This is a genomic window from Marinimicrobium sp., from assembly GCF_002695945.1.
In the GTDB taxonomy this organism is placed as follows: domain Bacteria; phylum Pseudomonadota; class Gammaproteobacteria; order Pseudomonadales; family Cellvibrionaceae; genus Marinimicrobium; species Marinimicrobium koreense.
On the sequence record NZ_NZQP01000057.1, the window covers coordinates 54,294 to 74,569 of the forward strand.

Annotated in this window: 24 protein-coding genes; 15 read left to right on the forward strand and 9 right to left on the reverse strand. The window is 61.6% G+C overall.

Annotated features, from left to right (window positions below; translation table 11 throughout):
• Positions 1–61 precede the first annotated feature (61 nt).
• Positions 62–1,198: a cell division protein ZapE gene (gene zapE / locus CMG77_RS12575; RefSeq protein ID WP_286805670.1), complete on the reverse strand. Its 1,137-nt coding sequence runs from the start codon at positions 1,196–1,198 to the stop codon at positions 62–64.
• Positions 1,195–1,710 carry an alpha/beta hydrolase gene (locus CMG77_RS12580; protein ID WP_502691907.1) on the reverse strand — a complete coding sequence of 172 codons (516 nt, stop codon included), beginning with the start codon at positions 1,708–1,710 and terminating at the stop codon, positions 1,195–1,197. The genes zapE and CMG77_RS12580 overlap by 4 nt, the downstream gene beginning before the upstream one ends.
• Before the next feature lie 317 nt (positions 1,711–2,027).
• Between CMG77_RS12580 and CMG77_RS12585 the strand changes: the two genes are divergently transcribed.
• Entirely contained in the window at positions 2,028–2,561 is a 534-nt protein-coding gene (locus CMG77_RS12585; protein ID WP_286904713.1) for a Z-ring associated ZapG family protein, read from the forward strand.
• An 82-nt stretch (positions 2,562–2,643) separates the two neighbouring features.
• Complete coding sequence (locus CMG77_RS12590) at positions 2,644–3,762, forward strand: trypsin-like peptidase domain-containing protein (protein WP_286904715.1); 1,119 nt, start codon at positions 2,644–2,646, stop codon at positions 3,760–3,762.
• An 87-nt stretch (positions 3,763–3,849) separates the two neighbouring features.
• Here CMG77_RS12590 and hisD read toward each other — a convergent pair whose 3' ends face one another.
• The 5 genes from hisD to CMG77_RS12615 all read right to left on the reverse strand — a co-directional run bounded on the left by hisD (position 3,850) and on the right by CMG77_RS12615 (position 8,332).
• Complete coding sequence (hisD, locus tag CMG77_RS12595) at positions 3,850–5,163, reverse strand: histidinol dehydrogenase (protein ID WP_286904716.1); 1,314 nt, start codon at positions 5,161–5,163, stop codon at positions 3,850–3,852.
• 39 nt (positions 5,164–5,202) lie between these two features.
• Positions 5,203–5,847, reverse strand: a complete 645-nt coding sequence (hisG, locus tag CMG77_RS12600; RefSeq protein WP_286904718.1) for an ATP phosphoribosyltransferase — start codon at positions 5,845–5,847, stop codon at positions 5,203–5,205.
• A 77-nt stretch (positions 5,848–5,924) separates the two neighbouring features.
• Positions 5,925–7,187, reverse strand: a complete 1,263-nt coding sequence (gene murA / locus CMG77_RS12605; RefSeq protein ID WP_286904720.1) for a UDP-N-acetylglucosamine 1-carboxyvinyltransferase — start codon at positions 7,185–7,187, stop codon at positions 5,925–5,927.
• Positions 7,188–7,226: 39 nt separating this feature from the next.
• Positions 7,227–7,466: a BolA family protein gene (locus tag CMG77_RS12610; protein WP_286904722.1), complete on the reverse strand. Its 240-nt coding sequence runs from the start codon at positions 7,464–7,466 to the stop codon at positions 7,227–7,229.
• A gap of 224 nt (positions 7,467–7,690) precedes the next feature.
• Complete coding sequence (locus CMG77_RS12615; protein ID WP_286904724.1) at positions 7,691–8,332, reverse strand: MlaC/ttg2D family ABC transporter substrate-binding protein; 642 nt, start codon at positions 8,330–8,332, stop codon at positions 7,691–7,693.
• 210 nt (positions 8,333–8,542) lie between these two features.
• Here CMG77_RS12615 and CMG77_RS12620 point away from each other — a divergent pair, with 210 nt between their 5' ends.
• The 13 genes from CMG77_RS12620 (at position 8,543) to yjgA (ending at position 18,822) form a co-directional block, all read left to right on the forward strand.
• A complete protein-coding gene (locus CMG77_RS12620) occupies positions 8,543–9,505 on the forward strand; it encodes a calcium/sodium antiporter (protein ID WP_502691908.1) in 963 nt (320 codons plus the stop codon).
• A 72-nt stretch (positions 9,506–9,577) separates the two neighbouring features.
• Complete coding sequence (locus tag CMG77_RS12625; RefSeq protein ID WP_286904728.1) at positions 9,578–10,549, forward strand: KpsF/GutQ family sugar-phosphate isomerase; 972 nt, start codon at positions 9,578–9,580, stop codon at positions 10,547–10,549.
• A 40-nt stretch (positions 10,550–10,589) separates the two neighbouring features.
• Positions 10,590–11,153, forward strand: a complete 564-nt coding sequence (locus CMG77_RS12630; RefSeq protein ID WP_286904730.1) for a KdsC family phosphatase — start codon at positions 10,590–10,592, stop codon at positions 11,151–11,153.
• Position 11,154: 1 nt separating this feature from the next.
• On the forward strand, positions 11,155–11,739 hold the full coding sequence (lptC, locus tag CMG77_RS12635) for an LPS export ABC transporter periplasmic protein LptC (protein WP_286904732.1): 585 nt from the start codon (positions 11,155–11,157) through the stop codon (positions 11,737–11,739).
• The gene (lptA, locus tag CMG77_RS12640; RefSeq protein ID WP_286904733.1) at positions 11,717–12,265 is read left to right on the forward strand and encodes a lipopolysaccharide transport periplasmic protein LptA; all 549 of its coding nucleotides are present in this window, start codon (positions 11,717–11,719) and stop codon (positions 12,263–12,265) included. The genes lptC and lptA overlap by 23 nt, the downstream gene beginning before the upstream one ends.
• Positions 12,266–12,268: 3 nt before the next feature.
• The gene (gene lptB, locus CMG77_RS12645) at positions 12,269–12,994 is read left to right on the forward strand and encodes an LPS export ABC transporter ATP-binding protein (protein ID WP_286904734.1); all 726 of its coding nucleotides are present in this window, start codon (positions 12,269–12,271) and stop codon (positions 12,992–12,994) included.
• Positions 12,995–13,192: 198 nt separating this feature from the next.
• Positions 13,193–14,707: an RNA polymerase factor sigma-54 gene (locus CMG77_RS12650; protein WP_286904735.1), complete on the forward strand. Its 1,515-nt coding sequence runs from the start codon at positions 13,193–13,195 to the stop codon at positions 14,705–14,707.
• A gap of 166 nt (positions 14,708–14,873) precedes the next feature.
• Positions 14,874–15,164, forward strand: a complete 291-nt coding sequence (gene hpf / locus CMG77_RS12655; RefSeq protein WP_024459565.1) for a ribosome hibernation-promoting factor, HPF/YfiA family — start codon at positions 14,874–14,876, stop codon at positions 15,162–15,164.
• Between the two features lie 4 nt (positions 15,165–15,168).
• Positions 15,169–15,630, forward strand: coding sequence for a PTS IIA-like nitrogen regulatory protein PtsN (gene ptsN / locus CMG77_RS12660; RefSeq protein WP_123636881.1), 462 nt, complete (start codon positions 15,169–15,171; stop codon positions 15,628–15,630).
• Between the two features lie 56 nt (positions 15,631–15,686).
• Entirely contained in the window at positions 15,687–16,559 is an 873-nt protein-coding gene (gene rapZ / locus CMG77_RS12665; protein WP_123636880.1) for an RNase adapter RapZ, read from the forward strand.
• 4 nt (positions 16,560–16,563) lie between these two features.
• On the forward strand, positions 16,564–16,839 hold the full coding sequence (locus CMG77_RS12670; RefSeq protein ID WP_286875915.1) for an HPr family phosphocarrier protein: 276 nt from the start codon (positions 16,564–16,566) through the stop codon (positions 16,837–16,839).
• Between the two features lie 45 nt (positions 16,840–16,884).
• Positions 16,885–18,258 (forward strand): hypothetical protein, encoded by a 1,374-nt coding sequence (locus CMG77_RS12675; protein WP_286875916.1) that lies wholly within the window; start codon positions 16,885–16,887, stop codon positions 18,256–18,258.
• 30 nt (positions 18,259–18,288) lie between these two features.
• On the forward strand, positions 18,289–18,822 hold the full coding sequence (gene yjgA, locus CMG77_RS12680) for a ribosome biogenesis factor YjgA (protein ID WP_024459560.1): 534 nt from the start codon (positions 18,289–18,291) through the stop codon (positions 18,820–18,822).
• A gap of 22 nt (positions 18,823–18,844) precedes the next feature.
• Here the strand turns inward: yjgA and CMG77_RS12685 are convergent, their stop codons facing one another.
• Complete coding sequence (locus tag CMG77_RS12685) at positions 18,845–19,378, reverse strand: Rossmann-fold NAD(P)-binding domain-containing protein (protein ID WP_286805690.1); 534 nt, start codon at positions 19,376–19,378, stop codon at positions 18,845–18,847.
• 52 nt (positions 19,379–19,430) lie between these two features.
• Positions 19,431–20,081, reverse strand: coding sequence for an HAD family hydrolase (locus CMG77_RS12690; protein ID WP_286805691.1), 651 nt, complete (start codon positions 20,079–20,081; stop codon positions 19,431–19,433).
• Positions 20,082–20,276: the final 195 nt, after the last annotated feature.

Sequence of the window (20,276 nt, forward strand, 5' to 3'; positions counted from 1 at the left end):
GAAATCGTCGCCGGTTTTCAAGGGGGAAACTGATGATTTTTCCACCAACCCGGCCGCCCCGTCAGGGCTTGTGGGGCTGGGCCAGGTAGTCGCGGCTCTGCATTTCCAGCAGGCGGCTGACGGTGCGCTCGAATTCGAAGCTTAGGCGCCCCTCGTCGTAGATCTGCGTCAACGGCCGGGCGGCGGATAGTACCAGCTTGACCCGCCGATCGTAAAACTCGTCCACCAGATTGATGAAGCGCCGGGCCTGATCGTCGTTGCCCCGACCCAGCGGTGGCACATCGCTCACCACCACCGCATGGAACTCCCGGGCCAGCTCGATATAGTCATTCTGGGAGCGGGGCCCATCGCACAGGGCCATAAAGTCAAACCAGGCCACGTCTTCCCCCAGATAGCGGGCTCGAATCGGGCGCCCCTCCACCTCCAGCACCTGGTCGGCGCATATTTCATCTTCTGCCGGCACCAGGCTGCGGAAGCTCGCCATCAGGCTCTCGTCCGCCCGCGCATCGAGCGGGCTGTGGTACAACTCGGCCTGCTCCAGTGCTCGCAATCGGTAGTCGTTCTGGCTATCGAGCTGCAATACCCGGGTGTGACGCTTGATCTGCTCAATGGCGGGCAGGAACCGGGCTCGTTGCAATCCATCCTTATATAGGTTGTCCGGCGGAATATTGGAGGTGGCCACCAGCGTCACGCCGCGGCGGAACAGGGCCTGCATCAGAGTGCCCAAAATCATCGCATCGGTGATGTCCGAGACGAAGAATTCGTCAAAGCAGATGACCCGGGCCTCCCGGGCGATGCGGTCTGCCACCTGCTCAAGGGGATTTTTCTGGCCATCGAGCTGCTTGAGGTCCCCGTGCACCCGGCGCATAAAGCGGTGGAAATGGGCGCGCATTTTCTGCTCAAACGGCAGGCTCTCGTAAAAATTGTCCATCAGATAGGTTTTGCCCCGCCCGACGCCGCCCCACAGGTACAACCCGGTGACCGGTGTGATCGGCGCCTTTGAAACCCGCCGCCGCAACCGTTCCCACAGCCCCGGCAGCCCGGTTTTTGGAGCGCCCTGCTCGACCAGCGCTTCAAACAGCGCCTGCAACTGATCCACCACCTGCGCCTGGGCCGGGTCCCGGCTGAACCCGGGCTGCTCCAGATCACGCTGATAGCGATTGTAGGGCGTGTCGTACTTCAACTCTGGCCGGTTCATGAGTCGACACCCAGTTGCCGCTCCAGGGTGCGCGCCAGATCCGCTTTAAGCTCGGTCAACTGACCGTGAAAGAAGTGCCCGGCCTCCGGGTAGCGCAGCAAGGCATGGGGCGATTGCAGCCGGGTTTCGCTCCAGCGGATCACGCCCTCCGGCACCACCACGTCATCCCGCTCGCCCTGGGCAATACAGACGGGACACGGGAAGCGTCCATCGCGATCGTAGGTGTAGCGCTCAACCGGCGGTGCGACCAGCGTCAGATGTTCGACCGATCCCACCCGATAAACCGCTCCAGCGGCCACCGCCGAGCCAAAAGAAAATCCGGCCAAAAGCACACCATCGTCCGGTCGCCGCTCCGAGAGCCAGGAGTACACCGCCAGCAGGTCATCCACCTCCCCGACCGCGTGATCGAACTCGCCCTCACTGGCCCCAACACCCCGGAAATTGAACCGCACGGTNGCAACGCCGAGGTCACGATAGGCCCTCACCAGGGTGGTGACCACCTTGTTGCTCATGGTGCCGCCGTGCTGCGGATGCGGATGGCAGACGATCGCCGCCAGCCCCCGCTCGGCGAGNGAGCCGGATTCGGAGCCGGCCTGGATGCGGGCTTCCAGCCCGCCGACGGGCCCGTCGATGGTAATTGCGGTCTCGGTTTGCGAAAATACTGTCACGATCACCTCAATGGCCTGCCCCGCCCTCTGGGCGCGGCGGTGGTTCACACCCGAAACGGATCAAGGGAATTCCNCCCGGGTCGAATAAAAGGCCGTATAATACCGCGAGCGACCGCAGTTTTGCAGGCCACAAACCGGCTTCATACCGAGAGGAGAAATTTGTGTTTTCATTCGGAACCCTCATTATTACCGCGCTGATCTGTCTGTTGGGCGGTGGTGCCCTGGGCGCGGTACTTTACAAACTGACCGATTCGGGCTCCCGCAGCAAGGAACTCGAAGAGCGGGTTCTGCGCGCTGAAGATGAGCTCAAGCGGTACCAGCAGGATGTGTCCGAGCATTTTGCGAAGACCTCCGAGCTGGTAAACAACCTGACCCAGAGCTATCGCGACGTTTACGAGCACCTGGCAAACAGCGCACTCAAGCTGACCACTCCGGCCCTGAGCCGGCAGATTCTGGACTCGGCCAATACCCAGTTGCTGGGCTCGGAAAAAACCTACCTGAGTGAGGAGCATATCGAAGCTCCCCGGGATTGGGCTCCCAAGAACGGCAAGGGGCAGCTCAGTGAAGAGTACGGTCTGCACGACGAGGGCGAGTACGAATCGCCCTATCAGTACGGTTCTTCGGACACNTACACCGAAGAAACCCAGNATGACAAGCCAGACACCCCAACCGAGCCGCCTCGGGGAGCCATCTGATTTCCCGCTCATGTCACCGTGGTTACACCTACCGGCGGGCATGTCCCGCTGGNCCTTTATCTTCCAACACCGGAGACTGTAGATGAGCGCACGAGGTCTGCTTCAGTCCCTCGGCTGGCCCGTCGCCACCGGACTGCTCATTGCACTACTNNCGCTGCTCGCGTTCCCCGAGCTTCGGGGGCCGAACGGTGCACCCGACCCGACGCGCCCGGCCATCACGTCCTACGCGGACGCCGTCGATCGGGCCGCCCCCGCGGTGGTCAGCATTTACACCCGTAAAATTCAGGAACAGCAGCGCCACCCCTTGGCGGANCANCCTTTTTATCGNCGCTTCTTTCCTGAGCGCCCGCAGCAGCAACGCGCGCAATCCGCGCTGGGCTCCGGCGTCATTGTCGACCCCCGCGGCTACCTGCTGACCAANGAGCATGTGATCAACGGCGCCGACGAGATTCAGGTTCTACTGTATGACGGCCGCGAAACCCGCGCGCGATTGGTCGGCACAGACCCAGAGAGCGATCTGGCGGTACTGAAGATTGACCTGGAAGACCTCACCGTCATCGATGTTCCCGAGCCTACCCAGGCGCGCGTAGGGGATATTGTGCTCGCCATTGGCAATCCCTTTGGTGTGGGCCAGACCGTCACCCAGGGTATTCTGAGTGCCACCGGCCGCTACAACCTGAACCTCAGCGAGTACGAGAACTTCCTCCAGACCGATGCCGCGGTGAATGTGGGCAACTCCGGCGGAGCCCTGGTGGACATCCATGGACANCTCCTGGGCATCAACACCGCCATTCTCGGCGAGGGCAACACNTCCGTGGGAGTCAGCTTCGCCATTCCGGCGGACTCCGCCATGCGGGCACTGCGCGAGATCATCGAGCATGGCCGGGTGGTGCGCGGCTGGCTCGGCCTGGAGGTTCGCCCCCTGAGCCAGGATCAGGCCAGCGCCCTCGCCATGAACTCGACCCAGGGCGTGGTGGTCACCGCCGTGTACAGCGGNAGCCCGGCCGAACAGGCGGGCCTGACGCCGGGCGACATTCTGACCCACATTGACGACGAGTCCGTTGGCAACGGTCGGCGCGGCATGAACCAGATCGCCGCCACCGCCCCGGGCAGNGAGGTGACCCTGCGCATTCTGCGCAACGGCGAGCCGATTGAGNTGGAAACGGTCATCGGTGAGCGTCCCCTGCCGGCCAGCACCTGAGCACCCCGGCCGGGACAGCCCCTCACGCCACAAAAAAAGGCCGACCCCGATACCGGGTGTCGGCCTTTTTTGTGGACGCTGAATCGGCTATACCTTGATTCGGTACTCCGCCGAGCGAGCATGCGCTTCCAGCGCTTCACCGCGCGCCAATACCGAGGCGGTTTTGGCCAGCTCCGAGGCACCTTCAGCTGAACAGTGAATGATGGAGCTGCGCTTCTGGAAATCATACACCCCCAGNGGTGAGGAAAACCGCGCAGTGCCCGAGGTCGGCAGAACGTGGTTCGGACCTGCGCAGTAATCGCCCAGTGCCTCCGGCGTATAACGACCCATGAAAATGGCGCCAGCATGGGCCACCTTGGGCAACAGGGCATCCGGATCGGCCACGGACAGCTCCAGGTGCTCCGGAGCAATCCGGTTGCTGACTGCCAGCGCCTGGTCCATATCCTGCACCAGAATCAGNGCACCGCGATTGGCCAACGAGGTCCGGGCAATCGCCTCCCGGCTCANGGTCGGCAACAGACGCTCCATGGCCGCNTCTACCCGATCGAGAAANGCCGCATCCGGGCTCACCAGTATCGACTGNGCCTGCTCATCGTGCTCAGCCTGNCTGAACAGATCCATNGCGATCCAGTCCGGATCCGTCTGGCCATCGCAGATCACCAGAATCTCCGAGGGACCGGCNATCATGTCAATNTCCACCATNCCGAACACGGCGCGCTTGGCGGNGGCNACATANATGTTTCCCGGNCCGACNATNTTGTCCACTTTCGGCAGGCTCTCTGTGCCGTAAGCCAAGGCCGCCACCGCCTGAGCACCACCCACCGTCACCACCTTGTCCACGCCGGCCACCGCCGCTGCCGCAAGCACCATGGCATTGAGTTCGCCACCCGGNGCCGGCACGACCATCACCAGCTCCGCCACGCCGGCGACTTTGGCCGGAATCGCATTCATCAGGACCGATGAGGGGTANGANGCCTTGCCNCCGGGCACATAGAGCCCGACCCGCGCCATGGGTGTCACCTTCTGNCCCAGCCGGGTGCCATCNTCCTCGGTGTAATCCCAGGACGGTTGCCGCTGATGCTCGTGGTAACGCCNAATCCGCTCCGCCGCCACTTCCAGCGCCTGGCGCTGCTCGGCGGGCAGNGACNCGAGCGCNTCATGCAACTTGCTCTCNGGCACAATCAGATCCGCCAGCGAGCTGACCTCACGACGATCCAGGCGGTTGGTGTACTCCACCANCGCCGCATCACCGCGNGTTTTGACGGCCTGAAGAATCTCGTCCACCACCTCGNCGACCCCGGCATCGGACACACTGTCCCAGGCCAGCAGGGCATCGAGACGCGCACTGAAATCCGCAGCGGAGGCATCCAGGCGAGCGATCAGAGGTTGCTTNTCAGTCATGGAAAAATCTCGTCATTACGGCCAGAGCCGGTCTACANGTCAGGCCGGACGCTTGGCGTCAACGGCNTCACCAATGGCGTCAATCACGGATTGAATCAGCACATGCTTCATCTTCATGGACGCCTTGTTTACGATCANCCGCGAGCTGATATCGGCGATGTGCTCCCGGGGCTCCAGCCCATTGGCAAGCAGCGTATTGCCGGTATCGACNATATCCACAATTTCGTCCGCCAGNTGCATGATCGGCGCCAGCTCCATCGCACCGTACAGCTTGATGATGTCGGTCTGCCGACCNCAACTGGCNTAGTATTGCTTGGCCACATTCACATACTTGGTGGCCACCCGCAGACGGCCCTGGCNCGGCGGCGCNCCNTTGATGGCNGCGGTCATCAGNCGACACCGGGCAATGTCCAGATCCAGCGGCTCATANAGGCCCTCGGCGCCATTNTCCATCAGGGTATCCTTGCCGGAAATCCCCATGTCNGCGGCCCCGAACTGCACGTAGGTGGGCACATCCGCGCCGCGCAACACCAGCAGGCGCACGTCGGGCCGNGTGGTCTCAAACACCAGCTTGCGGCTCTTGTCGATGTCTTCCGCCGGNTCGATACCGGCCGCNGCCAACAGCGGCAGAGTCTCTTTCAGAATACGGCCCTTGGTCAGGGCAATGGTCANTGTCTGGGTCATGGGTCTCATCTGGAGGTCAGGGGACGCGNCCGGTCGCCCGCTCANGCGNGAGCGTNCCGGCCTCAGTACTCGGTCCGTCAGNTTGGAACCCGACGAATNTTCGCGCCCAACATTTGCAGTTTTTCTTCAATACANTCGTAACCGCGATCNATATGGTAAATGCGGTCCACCANNGTGGTGCCATCCGCTACCAGACCGGCGATCACCAGGCTGGCNGAGGCCCGCAGGTCCGTTGCCATCACGGGGGCNCCNTTGAGCCGGTCCACGCCCTGGATCANGGCGGTNTTGCCTTCGAGGGTAATCTTCGCGCCCATCCGGTTCAGCTCGTGCACCTGAATCAGGCGGTTCTCAAANATGGTCTCGGTCACGGAGCTGGCGCCCTCGGCCACCGCNTTCATCGCGGTAAACTGGGCCTGCATGTCCGTGGGAAAGGCCGGATAGGGCGCCGTGCGCAAGCTGACGCCCCGGGGCCGCTTACCTTTCATGTCCAGCTCTATCCAGGTATCCCCGATGGTGATTTCCGCTCCGGCCTCTTCCAGCTTGAGCAGCACCGCCTCGAGAATATCGGCCCGGGTGTCTTTCAGGCGCACCCGACCNCGGGTCGCNGCNGCGGCCACCANGTAAGTGCCGGTTTCAATCCGGTCCGGCATTACACTGTAGGTGCACGAGTGCAGACGCTCGACGCCGTGAACCGTGAGCGTCTGGGTACCAATGCCTTCGATCCGGGCNCCCATGGCTTCCAGACAATAGGCCAGATCCACCACTTCGGGCTCCCGNGCGGCATTTTCCAGCACCGTGGTGCCTTCGGCCAATACCGCCGCCATCAGCAGGTTTTCGGTGCCGCCGACGGTCACCGTATCCATCAGNATGTGCGCCCCTTTCAGGCGGCCCTTGCTNCGGGCACGAATGTAACCTTCGTCCACATCAATTTCCGCCCCCATGGCCTCCAGGCCNCGCAGGTGAATATCCACCGGACGACTGCCAATGGCGCANCCCCCGGGAAAGGACACGTTGGCCTCNCCGAAGCGGGCCANCAGCGGGCCCNNCACCAGGATCGAGGCNCGCATGGTTTTNACCAGCTCGTAAGGGGCGGTGAGATCATTGATGCTGGTGGGGTCGANCTCGACGCACATTTTCTCGTCGATGGTGACGCCCACCCCCATGCAGCGCAGCAGCGCCAGCATGGTGGTNATGTCNTTCAGATGCGGCATNTTGCACACATGCACCGGACCATCGGCCAGCAGCGTCGCCGCCAGAATCGGCAGGGCCGAGTTNTTCGAGCCGGAAATCCGAATCTCGCCATTGAGCGGCGGCCCGCTNTGAATTTGCAATTTATCCATAGAAAATCACTTGTCGGTCATCGCGCGNTCGCGATGCAATTACTGCTGTTGCTGCCACTGTTCCGGCGTGAAGGTTTTCATGTGCACTGCGTGGATGGTGCCCTGGGCAATGCTGTCGGTCAGCGCCGAGTACACCANCTGCTGTTTCTTGACCGGCGTCATGCCCTCNAACGCGGGGCTGACGACAACGAGATTGATNTGGCTGCCATCAATTCCCACCTGTACGGTGCTATCGGGAACTTTGGCTTCTACCAGTGCTTTGATCTGTTCGGGTTGCATAGACTATCCAGTAATTGACTACCTGGGCCAGACGTTTAGTGCCCAGGCCAGAGGTCTGCGGGCCAGAGGTTTATGGGCCAAAGCGGAATCTTACCTGAATGCGTCGTTCACCGCATCCCGAAAGCCGTCCGCCGCCNCCAGAAACAACCGTTCCNCCAACCCCCAGAAACAACAATGCCGCCGCCCGGGAGGCGACGGCATGAGAGTGGGTGCCGAGACGGCGTTTACATCTCATCCAGCCAGTTGTCGATCACCTTGTCCAGATCACCGTCATACTTCTTGGCGGCCTGACCGAATTGGCTGCGGAAAGAGCGTCCAAGGTTCACGCCGTCCAGCACCAGATTGATCAGCTTCCACTCGCCGGAGCGGTTTTTGGCCATGGTGTAAGACAGCCGATAGGTGGAGCCATCGTGCTTCACCTCCTGATCAACACTGACCCGGCGCTTGTCTGCCACATCTTCAGAGGGCGGGCGGATGCTGATTTCGCTATCCACGTAGTTGGCAATCCCCTTNGCATAGGTGGTCACCAGGCCCCGCTTGAACTCCTGAACAAAGGTTTCCACCTGCTCATCGCTGGCATCGGAGCGGTGCGAGCCCATGACCGCCTTGGCAATGAATTCGAAATCCACCACGGGCTCCAGAATGTCCTGGATTTCGTCGTAGTACTGCTCAGCGTTGTCGCTGCCGCCGTTGTATTTCTGCACCACATCGAACAGGACTTCGGTCACCTCTTCAATCAGCTCGTGAGGCGTTTCCTGNTTGGGGTCTACCGGCTCTGCGGCCCAAACGTTTGCCGCCAACAGCCAGGAGGCCATCAGGGCTACGACCGAACGGAAAGTGATGCTTGCAATGTTGGGTTGGGTCATAGGGGGTTCCTTACAGATTCCAGCTTCCGGGTGATGGGCCTTCCAGCCCGGGAGCCCGGNCCATGCCGGGCTGCGCCATAAAGGCTATATCATAACATTGACTCGGCCTCGCTACCTACGCTCTGACCGTAAAAGAATGTTAGTGTTCCCTNTCAAACNCTACGCCACAAACCACGAGATTGATCAATGACAACCTGGGGTTGGTCCGTTATGGCTCTGCTGGCCGGTTTCGTCGGCCTGATCTGGAGCGCTGATCGCTTTGTCGANGGCAGCGCCGCCCTCGCCCGCCGCNTGGGCGTGTCGAAACTCGTCATCGGTCTGACCATTGTCGCCTTTGGCACCTCGGCACCCGAAATCATGGTCTCGTTAAGCGCCTCNCTGCGCGAAGCGGGAGANTTGGCNGTGGGCAACGCGCTCGGCTCCAACCTGGCCAANATGGGACTGGTACTGGCCATCACGGCNTTGTTGGTNGCCCTGCCCATCCAGCATCACCTGCTGACCCGNGANCTGCCCGCTCTACTGATCATCACCCTGCTGGCCGGTTATACCCTCTATGACGGCCAACTGACACGCCCCGAGGGCGTTCTGTTGGTGGCGGCGCTGACCATCACCTTAGGGGCTCTGGCCTTGACCCGNCGCGCCCACCCGGAAGAGGTGGACGACGAGATCCCGAATTACACCGGTATGGCGGCAACCCTCTGGTTTCTGATCGGGTTGATTNCCCTGGTNATCAGCGCCGAACTTCTGGTCTGGGGCGCNCAGAACCTGGCCCTGGCNGCNGGCGTNTCNCCGCTGGTGGTGGGNCTGACCGTCATCGCCGTGGGCACCAGCCTGCCCGAGCTGGCNGCNTCGGTNGGCAGCGCCCTGAANGGCCACCAGGATATGGCGCTGGGCAATATCATCGGCTCCAACCTGTTCAACCTGCTGGCGGTCATGGCCTTACCGGGNCTGATTCAGGAGCCGGTCATGGACCGGCAGGTGTTCNANCGGGATTATCTGGCCATGGCCGCNATGACNTTCNCCCTGGCGATNGCCATCGGNGTGGATTACCGCNTGCGNCGCAACGCTCACACNGGNNCGGGGGAGGCTCGCGGGCACNTGGGTCGGCTNATTGCNNTGGTGCTACTGGCGGCCTATATCGGTTATTACGTTTGGCTGTTCAACACTCTGTAGTCCGGCATTCGTCATCCCCGGTCCAAGGCCGTATAATGNGCCGCTTTACCANGCCGAGTATNTGCACCGTCCATGACTGACTTCGACTTTATCCACTCCGGACAGCGCACCATCGATATTGAACAGCAGGCNGTNGCGGCCTTGCGCGAGCGAATCGATGCCCGTTTTACCCGGGCCTGCGAGCTGATGCTTGGGGTCTCNGGACGGGTGATNGTCACCGGCATGGGCAAATCCGGGCACATTGCCAAAAAAATTGCGGCCACGCTGGCCAGCACCGGCACCCCCGCCTTCTTTGTCCACCCCGGTGAGGCGAGCCACGGCGACCTGGGCATGATCACCCGGGAAGACGCGGTCATCGCCATCTCCTACTCCGGCAACTCCGATGAAATCATCACCCTGCTTCCGCTGCTCAAGCGCCTCGGGGTGCCCATCATCAGCATGACCGGCAACCCCCGCTCGCCGCTGGCCGAAGAAGCGGCCGTCGACCTGGACATCAGTGTCACCACCGAGGCCTGTCCGCTGGCACTGGCACCGACGGCAAGTACCACCGCGACCCTGGTCATTGGCGATGCCCTGGCCATTGCCCTGCTGGAGGCCCGCGGTTTTACCGCCGAGGACTTCGCCTTCTCCCACCCCGGAGGCACGCTTGGGCGCAAGCTGCTGTTGCGCGCCGAAGACATCATGCACCGCGGCGCGGCCATTCCACGGGTGAGCGTTCACACCAGTCTGTCCCAGGCATTGCTGGAGATGACCCGCAAGGGCTTCGGCATGACCACCATTGTGGATGAGCATGACCAACTGCTGGGCATTTACACCGACGGCGACCTGCGCCGCAGCATCGACCGGGGCGCCGACCTCAAGGATGCCGAAATCGGCCAACTGATGAACGCCAACCCCAAAACCATCGACGCCCACACGCTGGCGGCCGAGGCGCTGAAAATCATGGAAGACAAAAAAATTACCGCCCTGATTGTTCTCGACGAACAAAGACGGCCCCAGGGGGTCGTACATATGCACGATATTCTTCGCGCGGGCATCATCTGATGCCTGAACTCCAAACCTCAAAACCTGCGTACCGCTTCCAATGACCGACCCGAAGGCCCCACACAAAGATTTTGCGCAACGCGCTCAGGCCATTTCACTGCTGTTGCTGGACGTGGACGGCGTGCTCACCGACGGCAACCTCTACTTCACCGAAACCGGCGACGAACTCAAAGCGTTCTGCACCCTGGACGGCCTCGGCATCAAACTGCTGCGGCGCAGCGGCATAGAGGTGGGCATCATCAGCGGCCGCAAAACCGACCTCGTGGCCCGACGCGCACGCAGCCTGGGTCTGGACCTGGTCATTCAGGGACGCGAGGACAAATGGGACGCCCTGAGCGAATGGCGCGAACAACACCCCGTATCCCTGAGCCAGATTGCGTTCATGGGCGATGACTGGCCGGACCTCACCATCATGACCCGGGTCGGCCTGGCCCTGACCGTGGCCAATGCCCATCCGGCGGTCGCCGAGCGCTCCCACTGGCAGAGCGAGCTCCGGGGCGGCCAGGGTGCCGTCCGGGCCGCCTGCGATGCCCTGCTGAAAGCCCGGGGCGACTACGAGCGGCTATTGGCCGACTACCTCGCCCCCGACCAGGAGGCACACTGACATGTGGAAACACCCACTGACCTGGATTGGCCTGTTTCTGCTGATCGCTCTGGTGGCGGTGTGGGACTACTCACCGGAAGACCTGCTGCGCGCNCCNCCAGAGGCGCANACNCGNTTTCCCCAGGCGTTCATGGTGGCTTCCGAAACCCGGCGCTATGACCCGGAAGGCCAGCTGCAATACCGGATGCTGAGCGAGCGGGCCGATCACTTCCAACACCTGCCCAATCGCTCGAGCCCCAGGGACTACTCGCTGATTCAGGCACCCGATGTAACTGTGTTCGGCGAGGATACCCCGCCCTGGCAACTGACCGCCCGGCTCGGCCGCAGCGACGCGACGGGCGAGACTCTGGTGTTCACCGGCGAGGTCCGGGCCTGGCAGCAGAGCGCCAATGGGGCGATGGAAATCACCACCCCCGAACTCCAGGTAGAGCCCAACCGGCAATTCGCGCAGACCGACAAAGCTGTTACCATGCGCTCCCCTCAGGGCCGACACGACGCCGTTGGTATGCGCGCCGACCTGGCCGAAGATCAAATTGAATTACTATCGGAGGTGCGCGGCACCTATGAACCACCCCAAGGGAACTGACATCGTCCGGCGCGCGCGCCACCTTGCGCTGTTCGCGCTACTGGGTGCCCTGCTGGCCCCCGGCGCCGCCGCCCTGCCCGATGACCAGCAACAGCCGATTTACATCGAATCCGACCGCGCCGAGCGAGACGGGCAGAAAGGCATCATGCGGTATGAAGGCGATGTGCGTCTGCGCCAGGGCAGCCTGAACATTCGCGCCGAGAGCCTGGTGGTACACACCGACNCCAACCGGCAAGTGGAGCGGGTGGTGGCCGAAGGCACCCCGGCCCACTTTGAGCAGCAACCCGATGTGGACGACCAGCCCGTTGCCGCCCAGGCCAACACCATCCGCTACGATGTGACCAGCGAGCGCCTGGAGCTGCAGACCAACGCCCGGATCGTGCAGGGCAACGCCACCATGAGCGGCAACCGGATCGACTACGACATGGCCAGTGAAATCCTCAAGGCCGAGGGCGATACGGAATCCGATAGCCCGCGTATCGAAATGGTATTGCCACCGCAAAGCGACCGCGCTGAACAGGACTGACTCATGCCCAGCTTGCACGCCCTGAACCTGGCCAAAAGTTACAAAACCCGCAAAGTGGTGCTCGATGTCTCCCTGTCGGTATCTACCGGACAGATCGTGGGGCTGCTCGGTCCCAACGGGGCGGGCAAAACCACCTGCTTTTACATGATCGCCGGTCTGATTGGCGCCGACAACGGCCGGGTACTGATCGACCAGAAGGACATCACCCACCTGCCCATTCACGGGCGGGCGCGCGCCGGCATCGGTTATCTGCCCCAGGAAGCCTCGGTGTTCCGCAAACTCACGGTCTCCGACAACATCATGGCGATCCTGGAAACCCGCAAGGAGCTGAACCGCAAACAGCGCCTGGCCAAGCTCGACGCCCTGCTGCGAGAATTCCACATCACCCACATCAAGGACAGCCTGGGCATGTCACTGTCCGGGGGCGAACGTCGCCGGGTGGAAATNGCCAGAGCCCTGGCCACCGAACCCCAGTTCATTCTGCTGGATGAGCCTTTCGCCGGCGTGGATCCGATNTCCGTCTCGGACATCAAACAGATTGTCCGGCANCTGAAAGAGCGCGGCATCGGCGTGNTGATCACCGATCACAACGTNCGGGAGACACTGGATATCTGCGAAAAAGCCTACATTGTCAGCGAAGGCCACATTATNGCCGAGGGCANCGCCGCCGATGTNCTGGCCAATGAGCGGGTCCGGGAAGTNTACCTGGGCGANCACTTNCANCTCTAGCGCAATGNGGGCACCCTCTAGCGCACCGGACAGCNNTAACGCNGCGGGNTTAACCGGCCCGNTCNGCTCTTGACAAATNCTGNTTCTTGCGNNTTGGGCACAAAGATTGCTTATCCTTGTTGCCAGTGGCCTTCCGTCTGACTAAACTCTGGGTAATTCGNCACATTTCGTTTCGACCGGGGTCCCAGCAGCATACCCATGAAACAATCCCTACAGCTCAAACTCGGCCAACAGCTGACCATGACACCTCAGNTGCAGCAGGCGATTCGCCTGTTGCAACTGTCCACCCTGGACCTCCAGCAGGAAATCCAGGAGGCGCTCGACTCCAACCCCATGCTGGAGGTGGAGGAGACCCATGACAGCCCCGAGGAAAAAAGTAACGACGACCGGGAATCCGACGCCCGCAACGGCAAAGACACCCGGGACGGNGAGAGCCAACCCAGCGCGGACAGTGATGGCGCCGATCTNGGCCAGACCGACAGTGACTGGAACGATGAAATCCCCAACGACCTGCCCGTCGACACCAGTTGGGACGATGTGTACCAGTCCACTCCCGCCGCCTCCAGCCCCTACGAGGGCGATGAAAACAGCGATTATGACAGCCGACGGGGCACCACCGACTCGCTCTACGATCACCTGATGTGGCAACTGAACCTGACCCCCATGTCCGACCGGGACCGGATCATTGCCATGACGCTGATCGACGCCGTCGAACCCAGCGGCATGCTCTCCATCTCGCTGGACGAAATTNTCGAGGGTCTGCAAAACGACTGGGAAGAGCTCGAGTACGATGAAATTGTCGCGGTCCAGCACCGCGTTCAGCAGTTTGACCCCTGCGGCGTCGCCAGCCAGAACCTGTCCGAATGCCTGCTCGTCCAATTGCAGCAGCTGCCGGCGGATACGCCGCTGTTGGAAGCGGCCAAGACCATTGTCCGCCAGTACCTGCCGCAGCTGGCCAGTCGCGACTACCGTCAGTTGATGCGNCGCACCCGGCTGAAAGAGCANGAGCTGCGCGACGCNATTGTCCTGATCCAGAGCCTCAATCCGCGCCCCGGTGACCAGATTGCCAGCGGTGACGTGGAGTATGTGGTACCGGACGTCTTTGTCGAGAAACGCGAAGGCCGTTGGATGGTCGAGCTCAACCCCGACATTGCACCGCGCCTNCGGATCAACCCGGGCTATGCCTCCATGGTAAAGCGGGCCGACTCCAGCACCGACAACACCTTCCTCAAAGACAACCTGCAGGAAGCCCGCTGGTTTCTGAAAAGCCTGCAAAGCCGCAACGAAACCCTGCTCAAGGTGGCCACCTGCATCGTCGAGAAGCAGCGCGGCTTTCTGGATCATGGCGCCGAGGCCATGCGCCCCNTGGTCCTGCACGACATCGCCGAACTGGTGGATATGCATGAATCGACCATCTCCCGGGTGACCACACAGAAATACATGCACACCCCCCAGGGTATCTTCGAGCTCAAATACTTTTTCTCGAGCCATGTCAGCACGGAATCCGGCGGCGAGTGCTCTTCCACCGCAATCCGGGCTATCATTAAGAAGCTGGTGGCCTCCGAGTCACCCCAGAAGCCACTGAGTGACAGTAAGATTACCGCNCTGNTGGCCGAACAGGGCATCAAGGTAGCCCGGCGAACCATTGCCAAATACCGGGAGTCGCTGGGCATTCCCCCATCGAACGAACGAAAAACCCTGGGNCCGGCCTGAGGCCCCGGNGGAAGGTGACGCCGCGTGGCTGGCACTGCTATGCTAGGCGGCAGGAGACCAGACGCCAGCATTTNCAGGATGGGCCCGGCTGTCGACCCGGACGTTGAAGCAGTCGGTTGCGGGTCCGTAACCATCACGTGATCGCCACGCCAAAGAGGATGTTGCTATGCAAATCAATATCAGCGGCCACCACCTGGATCTGACTGACGCTTTGAAAGACTATGTCTCCAACAAGCTTGAACGCCTGACCCACCACCACGACAAAATCACCAGCACCGACGTCATCCTGTCGGTGGAAAAGCTGGAACAGAAGGCCGAGGCACGCGTTCACGTCAGCGGGAAAGACCTGTTCGCCGACGCCGTCGATCAGGATATGTACGCCGCTATTGACCAGTTGACTGACAAACTGGACCGGCAACTCATCAAACATAAAGAGAAGCTACGAAGCCATCGTTGAACCTATGGATATCAAAACCATCATCACTCCGGGCCGCACACTGTGCGGCATTGAGGGCGTCAGCAAAAAGCGGGCGCTGGAAATTCTGGCCAACACCATTGCCGAGGACGTACCGACGATTGACGCCGACGACCTGTTTCGGCGCCTGATCGGCCGGGAGCGTCTGGGGTCGACCGGCATCGGCCACGGCATCGCCATTCCCCACTGCCGGGTGAGCAACTGTGAGGGCACCATCGGTGCCCTCATTACGCTCAAAGAACCCATCGATTTCGACGCCATCGACGGTGAGCCGGTGGATGTGCTGTTTGCCATGCTGGTACCGGAAAACGCGCACAGCGAGCACCTGCAGACCCTGGCCTCGCTGGCCAGCATGCTCAATGACGCCGAGTTCCGGGCTCGCCTGCGGGCCGCCGACAGCAATGAGTCGCTCTACGATGTGGCCATTGGAGAGCCGGCCGCGAGCTGAACCGCAGCCCCAAACCCCGATCGCCATCCGCACCGATTACCAGGACAGTCTGCCCCATGCACTTGATCATTGTCAGTGGCCTCTCCGGCTCCGGAAAAAGTACGGCGCTGCACGTACTCGAAGACGTCGGCTATAACTGCATCGACAACCTGCCGGTGAGCCTGTTGCCCGCACTGGTCGCCCAAATCCAGATTCACCGGGACAGCGACGACCAGAACTTCGCCATCGGTATCGATGTGCGCAACGCCTGGCAGGACCTGAACATCTTTCCGGACATGATCAAAACCCTGAAAGATGCCCATATCCCGATTTACGTCCTGTTCCTGGACACCGGTGTCCCCGTGCTCATGCAGCGCTTCAGCGAAACCCGCCGCAAGCACCCATTGAGTGATCGGGATACCAACCTGCAGGAATCGATTCGCGAGGAGCAACACCTGCTGGAGCCGATCCGGGACACCGCAGACCAGGTACTGGACACCAGCCATCTCAACCTGCACGAACTGCGCGACCTGGTCAAAGACCGGGTGGTGGGCTCCCAGGAGACCACCATGGCCATCCAGTTCGAGTCCTTCGGCTTCAAACACGGCGTTCCGGTGAATGCCGATCTGGTGTTCGATGCCCGCTGCCTGCCTAACCCCCACTGGAAGCCCAACCTGCGGCCGTTGACCGGAAAGGACGCTGAGGTGGCGGCCTTTCTCGAGGGCGAGGAAAAAGTGCAGGCCATGTACCAGGATATCGAGGACTACCTGACCCGCTGGCTGCCCCACTACCAGGCCAACAGCCGCAGCTATATCACCATCGCCATCGGCTGCACCGGCGGGCAGCACCGCTCGGTCTACCTGGCCGAACGGCTGCAGAAGCATTTTGCCCAACAATACGATAACGTTCTGGTTCGTCACCGGGAACTCAACACTGCGGACAGACACTGACCCCATGCCGTCATCCATCATCACGTTGATCAATCAAAAAGGCCTGCATGCCCGGGCCGCCGCCAAGCTGGCCACGACCGCCGGTCAGTTTGATTGTGACGTGCGTGTCCGGTGCGACGGCAGCGACACTTGGGTTGACGGCAAAAGCGTCATGTCCCTGATGCTTCTGGCGGCGGCCTGCGGCACCGACCTGGAGCTGGCGGCCGACGGCCACGACGCAGATAACGCATTGGACGCCCTATGCGCCCTGATCAATGACCGATTTGACGAAGGCGAGTAGCTCAGGAGCCCCATGACTGAGCGTATGAAACGGAGAGCAAGGACCATGAAACATTTCAGCCAGACCCTCACCATCGCACTGATGGCCCTCACCGCCACCCTGCTGTCAGGATGCGGCGGCGACAGTGCCGGCGGCGGCCGTCTTGACCTGCGCGCACCCATTGATGGCACACCGACAGGCGACCTCACCCTCAGCCCGGCGCGGGCCGACAGCGAGTACGCCTCCGTCCTGGCCGATTGCGCGCGCCCATTCAATCGCGGTGGCGACAATGAGTTCGACGCCTGCCGTCTCGGGCAGCTACCCCTGCTGGGCCAGGAGCACGATCAGGTCACCGTCGATGATGTACTCGAACGCACCCTGGTCAGTCACGACTGGATGGCCAACCGCTTTGAGCAGGCCCTGACCGCCTTGCCGGACGATCTGCTGCAACTGTTCAGCGGTGTGACCGCAGTGGTAATCGGCGCCGATATTCGCCCCTCCTATTACTGGCTGGCCACCGGGTCCATATACCTTGACCCCGCCTATCTCTGGCTGACCATTGAGGAGCGCGATACCATCTCCCGGGAACCCGACTTCCGCAGCGGTTTTGATCGGGAGCTGAACTTTGAAAGCCTGGCCCGCTTTGTCAAAGGCGGCGACTACGCCTGGAGCAGCGCGCCCCTGAGCGGCCCCGGTGACGACCGGACCCTCGAACAGATTCTCGCGCCCATGTCGGCGCTGCTGTTTCACGAACTGGCACACGCCAACGATTACATTCCCCCCGCTGAGCACGCCAATCTCAACAGTGAGTGGACCGTGGCCGAGGCGGCCATTCAGCTCGAATCCGACAGCGTGTCGGCTACCCTCGCGAGCACTTATCCACTCAGCTCGACACTGATGATGGACCTGGCCGAAGTGAGCTTTCAGGGCCGGGATGCTACCGAGGCGGAGAAACAGCTGACACCCCAGGAGGTCGGCCTGGAGTTCGCAGGCGATATCGCCACGGATGCTTACGCCTACGTCAGCAGTGGCGAGCGGGAACTGTTTTTTGAAGATACCGCCATGCTGTTCGAGGAGGCGATGATGCAACACTATTTTGGCATCACGCGCGAGGTGGCCTTTACCGACCGGCCCGAGGGCGACGAGGTTTTCTGCGATGATTACATTGTCCGCTGGGGCGAACGCGGCCGGGCTGGCAACGAACAGATTCGGCCCCGCCTGGCGCTGATCCTGCCCCTGTTGCTGGACCACAGTGACACCGAGCCCTATCTGGCGTCGCTGCCGGAATCCGAACCGATGACCAACAACCTGGGTTGGTGTGCCAACCTGAGCCCAAGTGCCATGGGCCTGCACACCGAGCGCGACGGCCAGTGGCGCGAACCTCTTCCGGTACAGGACCAGCGCCATGGCCCCGGCCATCCGCATTCTTCTATTCACTAGAGCACATCGCTCAGTACAGGCTTTGATGTTATGACCGACCGCAAATTTTTCGATGACGACAGCGAACAGGATGATGACTTCGTCAGTAAAACCCAGCGCAAGAGAGAAATGCACGCGCTGCAGGAGCTGGGTAAACAGCTCGTCGAGCTTAACGACGAGCAACTGGCCCGCATGCCCCTCGAGCCCAAGCTCGAGGCCGCGGTGGTCGAAATGCGTCGCATCCGGCACCGCGAGGCGCGGCGCCGGCAACTACAGTTTATCGGCCGGTTGATGCGCGACGCGGATCAGGACGGCATCCAGGCGGCACTGGATCAGTTCAACCACCAGAGCCGGGCCAGCATTCAGATTCATCACCAGGCCGAGCAGTGGCGCGACCGCTTACTGACCGAGCCGGACGCGCTGCAAGAATTCATCGATCAACACCCCGGCGTGGATATCCAACACCTGCGCCAACTGCTGCGTCAGGCGCAGAAAGAAGCCAGCCAGAACAAGGCACCGAGCAGCGCCCGCAAACTGTTTAAGGAAATTCGGGACACGCTGTCCGAGGCCGCGCTGAACGGCTGAGCCCGCCGTTCAGCGTCCGCTACTACCAAGGCAGATCGCTACCGTCCCAGTGTATAAAGCGCCCGGTGTCCTCGGGCGTCAACGCCTGAATCACCGACCACAACCGCTCGGCGGTCAGCTCGGGGCTGAACAGCTTGTCAGGCCCCAGGGAGCTGGTGAAGGGTTTGGACAGGGGCGTATCGGTGGTACCGGGGTGCAACGCGATCAGACACAGCTTGCGGTGCGACCGGGCCAATTCCACTGAAGCGGTTTTCACCAGCATGTTGAGCTCGGCCAATTTCTTTTCCGGGTAGCGGTGCTCCCCCTCCGCCGTGCCATGCAACACCCCCACCGCACAGAACAGTGCGGTCACCGGCCCACCGTTTTCTTTGATCTGTTCAGCCAGCTCCGCCAGCGCGGCTTCACTGTAGTCACAGGTAAAGTGCCGAACCCCTTCGGGCAGTTGGGCAGGTGCCTGTCGGCTGATGGCAAGCACCTGATACTCGCTCAGCAGATGCGGCATCAGGGCTTGGGCGATGGCGCTGTTGGCGCCGAACACTAGGGCATAGGGTTTCATGGGGACTCCTCGGTCGTCTCCCTCTGAAGTACGACCGGGAGCCTCGCCGGGATCAGGCTTGGGCGTGGGGAACCGAGAATTCGAACCAGTCGTGGAAGACCCGATCGACCCCGAAGTCCTTGAGCTGTTGTTCGCTGGCGTGGGGGCGATAGGCCCATACGGTGGCTCCGGCGCCGGTGGCGGCGGTCAGGCCGGGCACGCTGTCTTCGATGACGAGGCAGCGGGTGATGTCGACGCCGAGGTGTTCAGCCGCCTTCCGGTAGATGGCGGGGTCGGGTTTGGCGACGTCGAATTTCTGGCAGTCGATGCGCCGCTCGACGGGGAAGAAGTCTTCAAGGCCGGTGACTTTGAGTTTGAGCTGTAGTTCAAAGGTGCGCGAGTTGGTGACGACGGCGAAGGGGTGTTCGAGCCGTTCGAGGGCGTCTTTGATACCGGGCATGGTTTCGAGCTGGGTGCGCATGAGTTGCTCGGAGTGTTCGCGGTTTTGGTCGAGGAAGCGTTGCATGTCGGGGATGGGTTTGCCGAGGCGTTGTTCGACCATTTTGACGCAGTCGGGCCAGCTGTGGCCGGTGAATTCCTGGTGGACCTGGGCTTCGGTGTAGTTCATGCCCAGGCTTTGAATCGAGCGATGCAAGGCGCGGGTGGACAGGACTTCGGAGTCGACCAGGACGCCGTCACAATCGAATAGTACTGCTTCAAACAAAATGATTTCCTCGGTTCTCTTTCAGTAAAAATACGTTTAACCAAACCTGCGTGCATCACGACCGGTCCGTCATGAGGAGTTCCTTTTCAAGACACGCCGTAAACCCGTCCATGGGGGCTCGACGCGCGGAGTCCCTCCGCTTACGGTCTTGAAAAGGAACTCCTCATGCCGGCCCTCTGCACATTGTAGCGAGTT

Excerpts from the sequence above, each read along its gene's own strand:
- zapE (WP_286805670.1), bottom strand. The coding sequence starts at position 1,198 with ATGAACCGGCCAGAGTTGAAGTACGACACGCCCTACAATCGCTATCAG.
- CMG77_RS12630 (WP_286904730.1), top strand. The coding sequence starts at position 10,590 with ATGACCGACCCGAAGGCCCCACACAAAGATTTTGCGCAACGCGCTCAG.
- hpf (WP_024459565.1), top strand. The coding sequence starts at position 14,874 with ATGCAAATCAATATCAGCGGCCACCACCTGGATCTGACTGACGCTTTG.
- ptsN (WP_123636881.1), top strand. The coding sequence starts at position 15,169 with ATGGATATCAAAACCATCATCACTCCGGGCCGCACACTGTGCGGCATT.
- rapZ (WP_123636880.1), top strand. The coding sequence starts at position 15,687 with ATGCACTTGATCATTGTCAGTGGCCTCTCCGGCTCCGGAAAAAGTACG.
- CMG77_RS12670 (WP_286875915.1), top strand. The coding sequence starts at position 16,564 with ATGCCGTCATCCATCATCACGTTGATCAATCAAAAAGGCCTGCATGCC.
- CMG77_RS12675 (WP_286875916.1), top strand. The coding sequence starts at position 16,885 with ATGAAACATTTCAGCCAGACCCTCACCATCGCACTGATGGCCCTCACC.
- yjgA (WP_024459560.1), top strand. The coding sequence starts at position 18,289 with ATGACCGACCGCAAATTTTTCGATGACGACAGCGAACAGGATGATGAC.
- CMG77_RS12685 (WP_286805690.1), bottom strand. The coding sequence starts at position 19,378 with ATGAAACCCTATGCCCTAGTGTTCGGCGCCAACAGCGCCATCGCCCAA.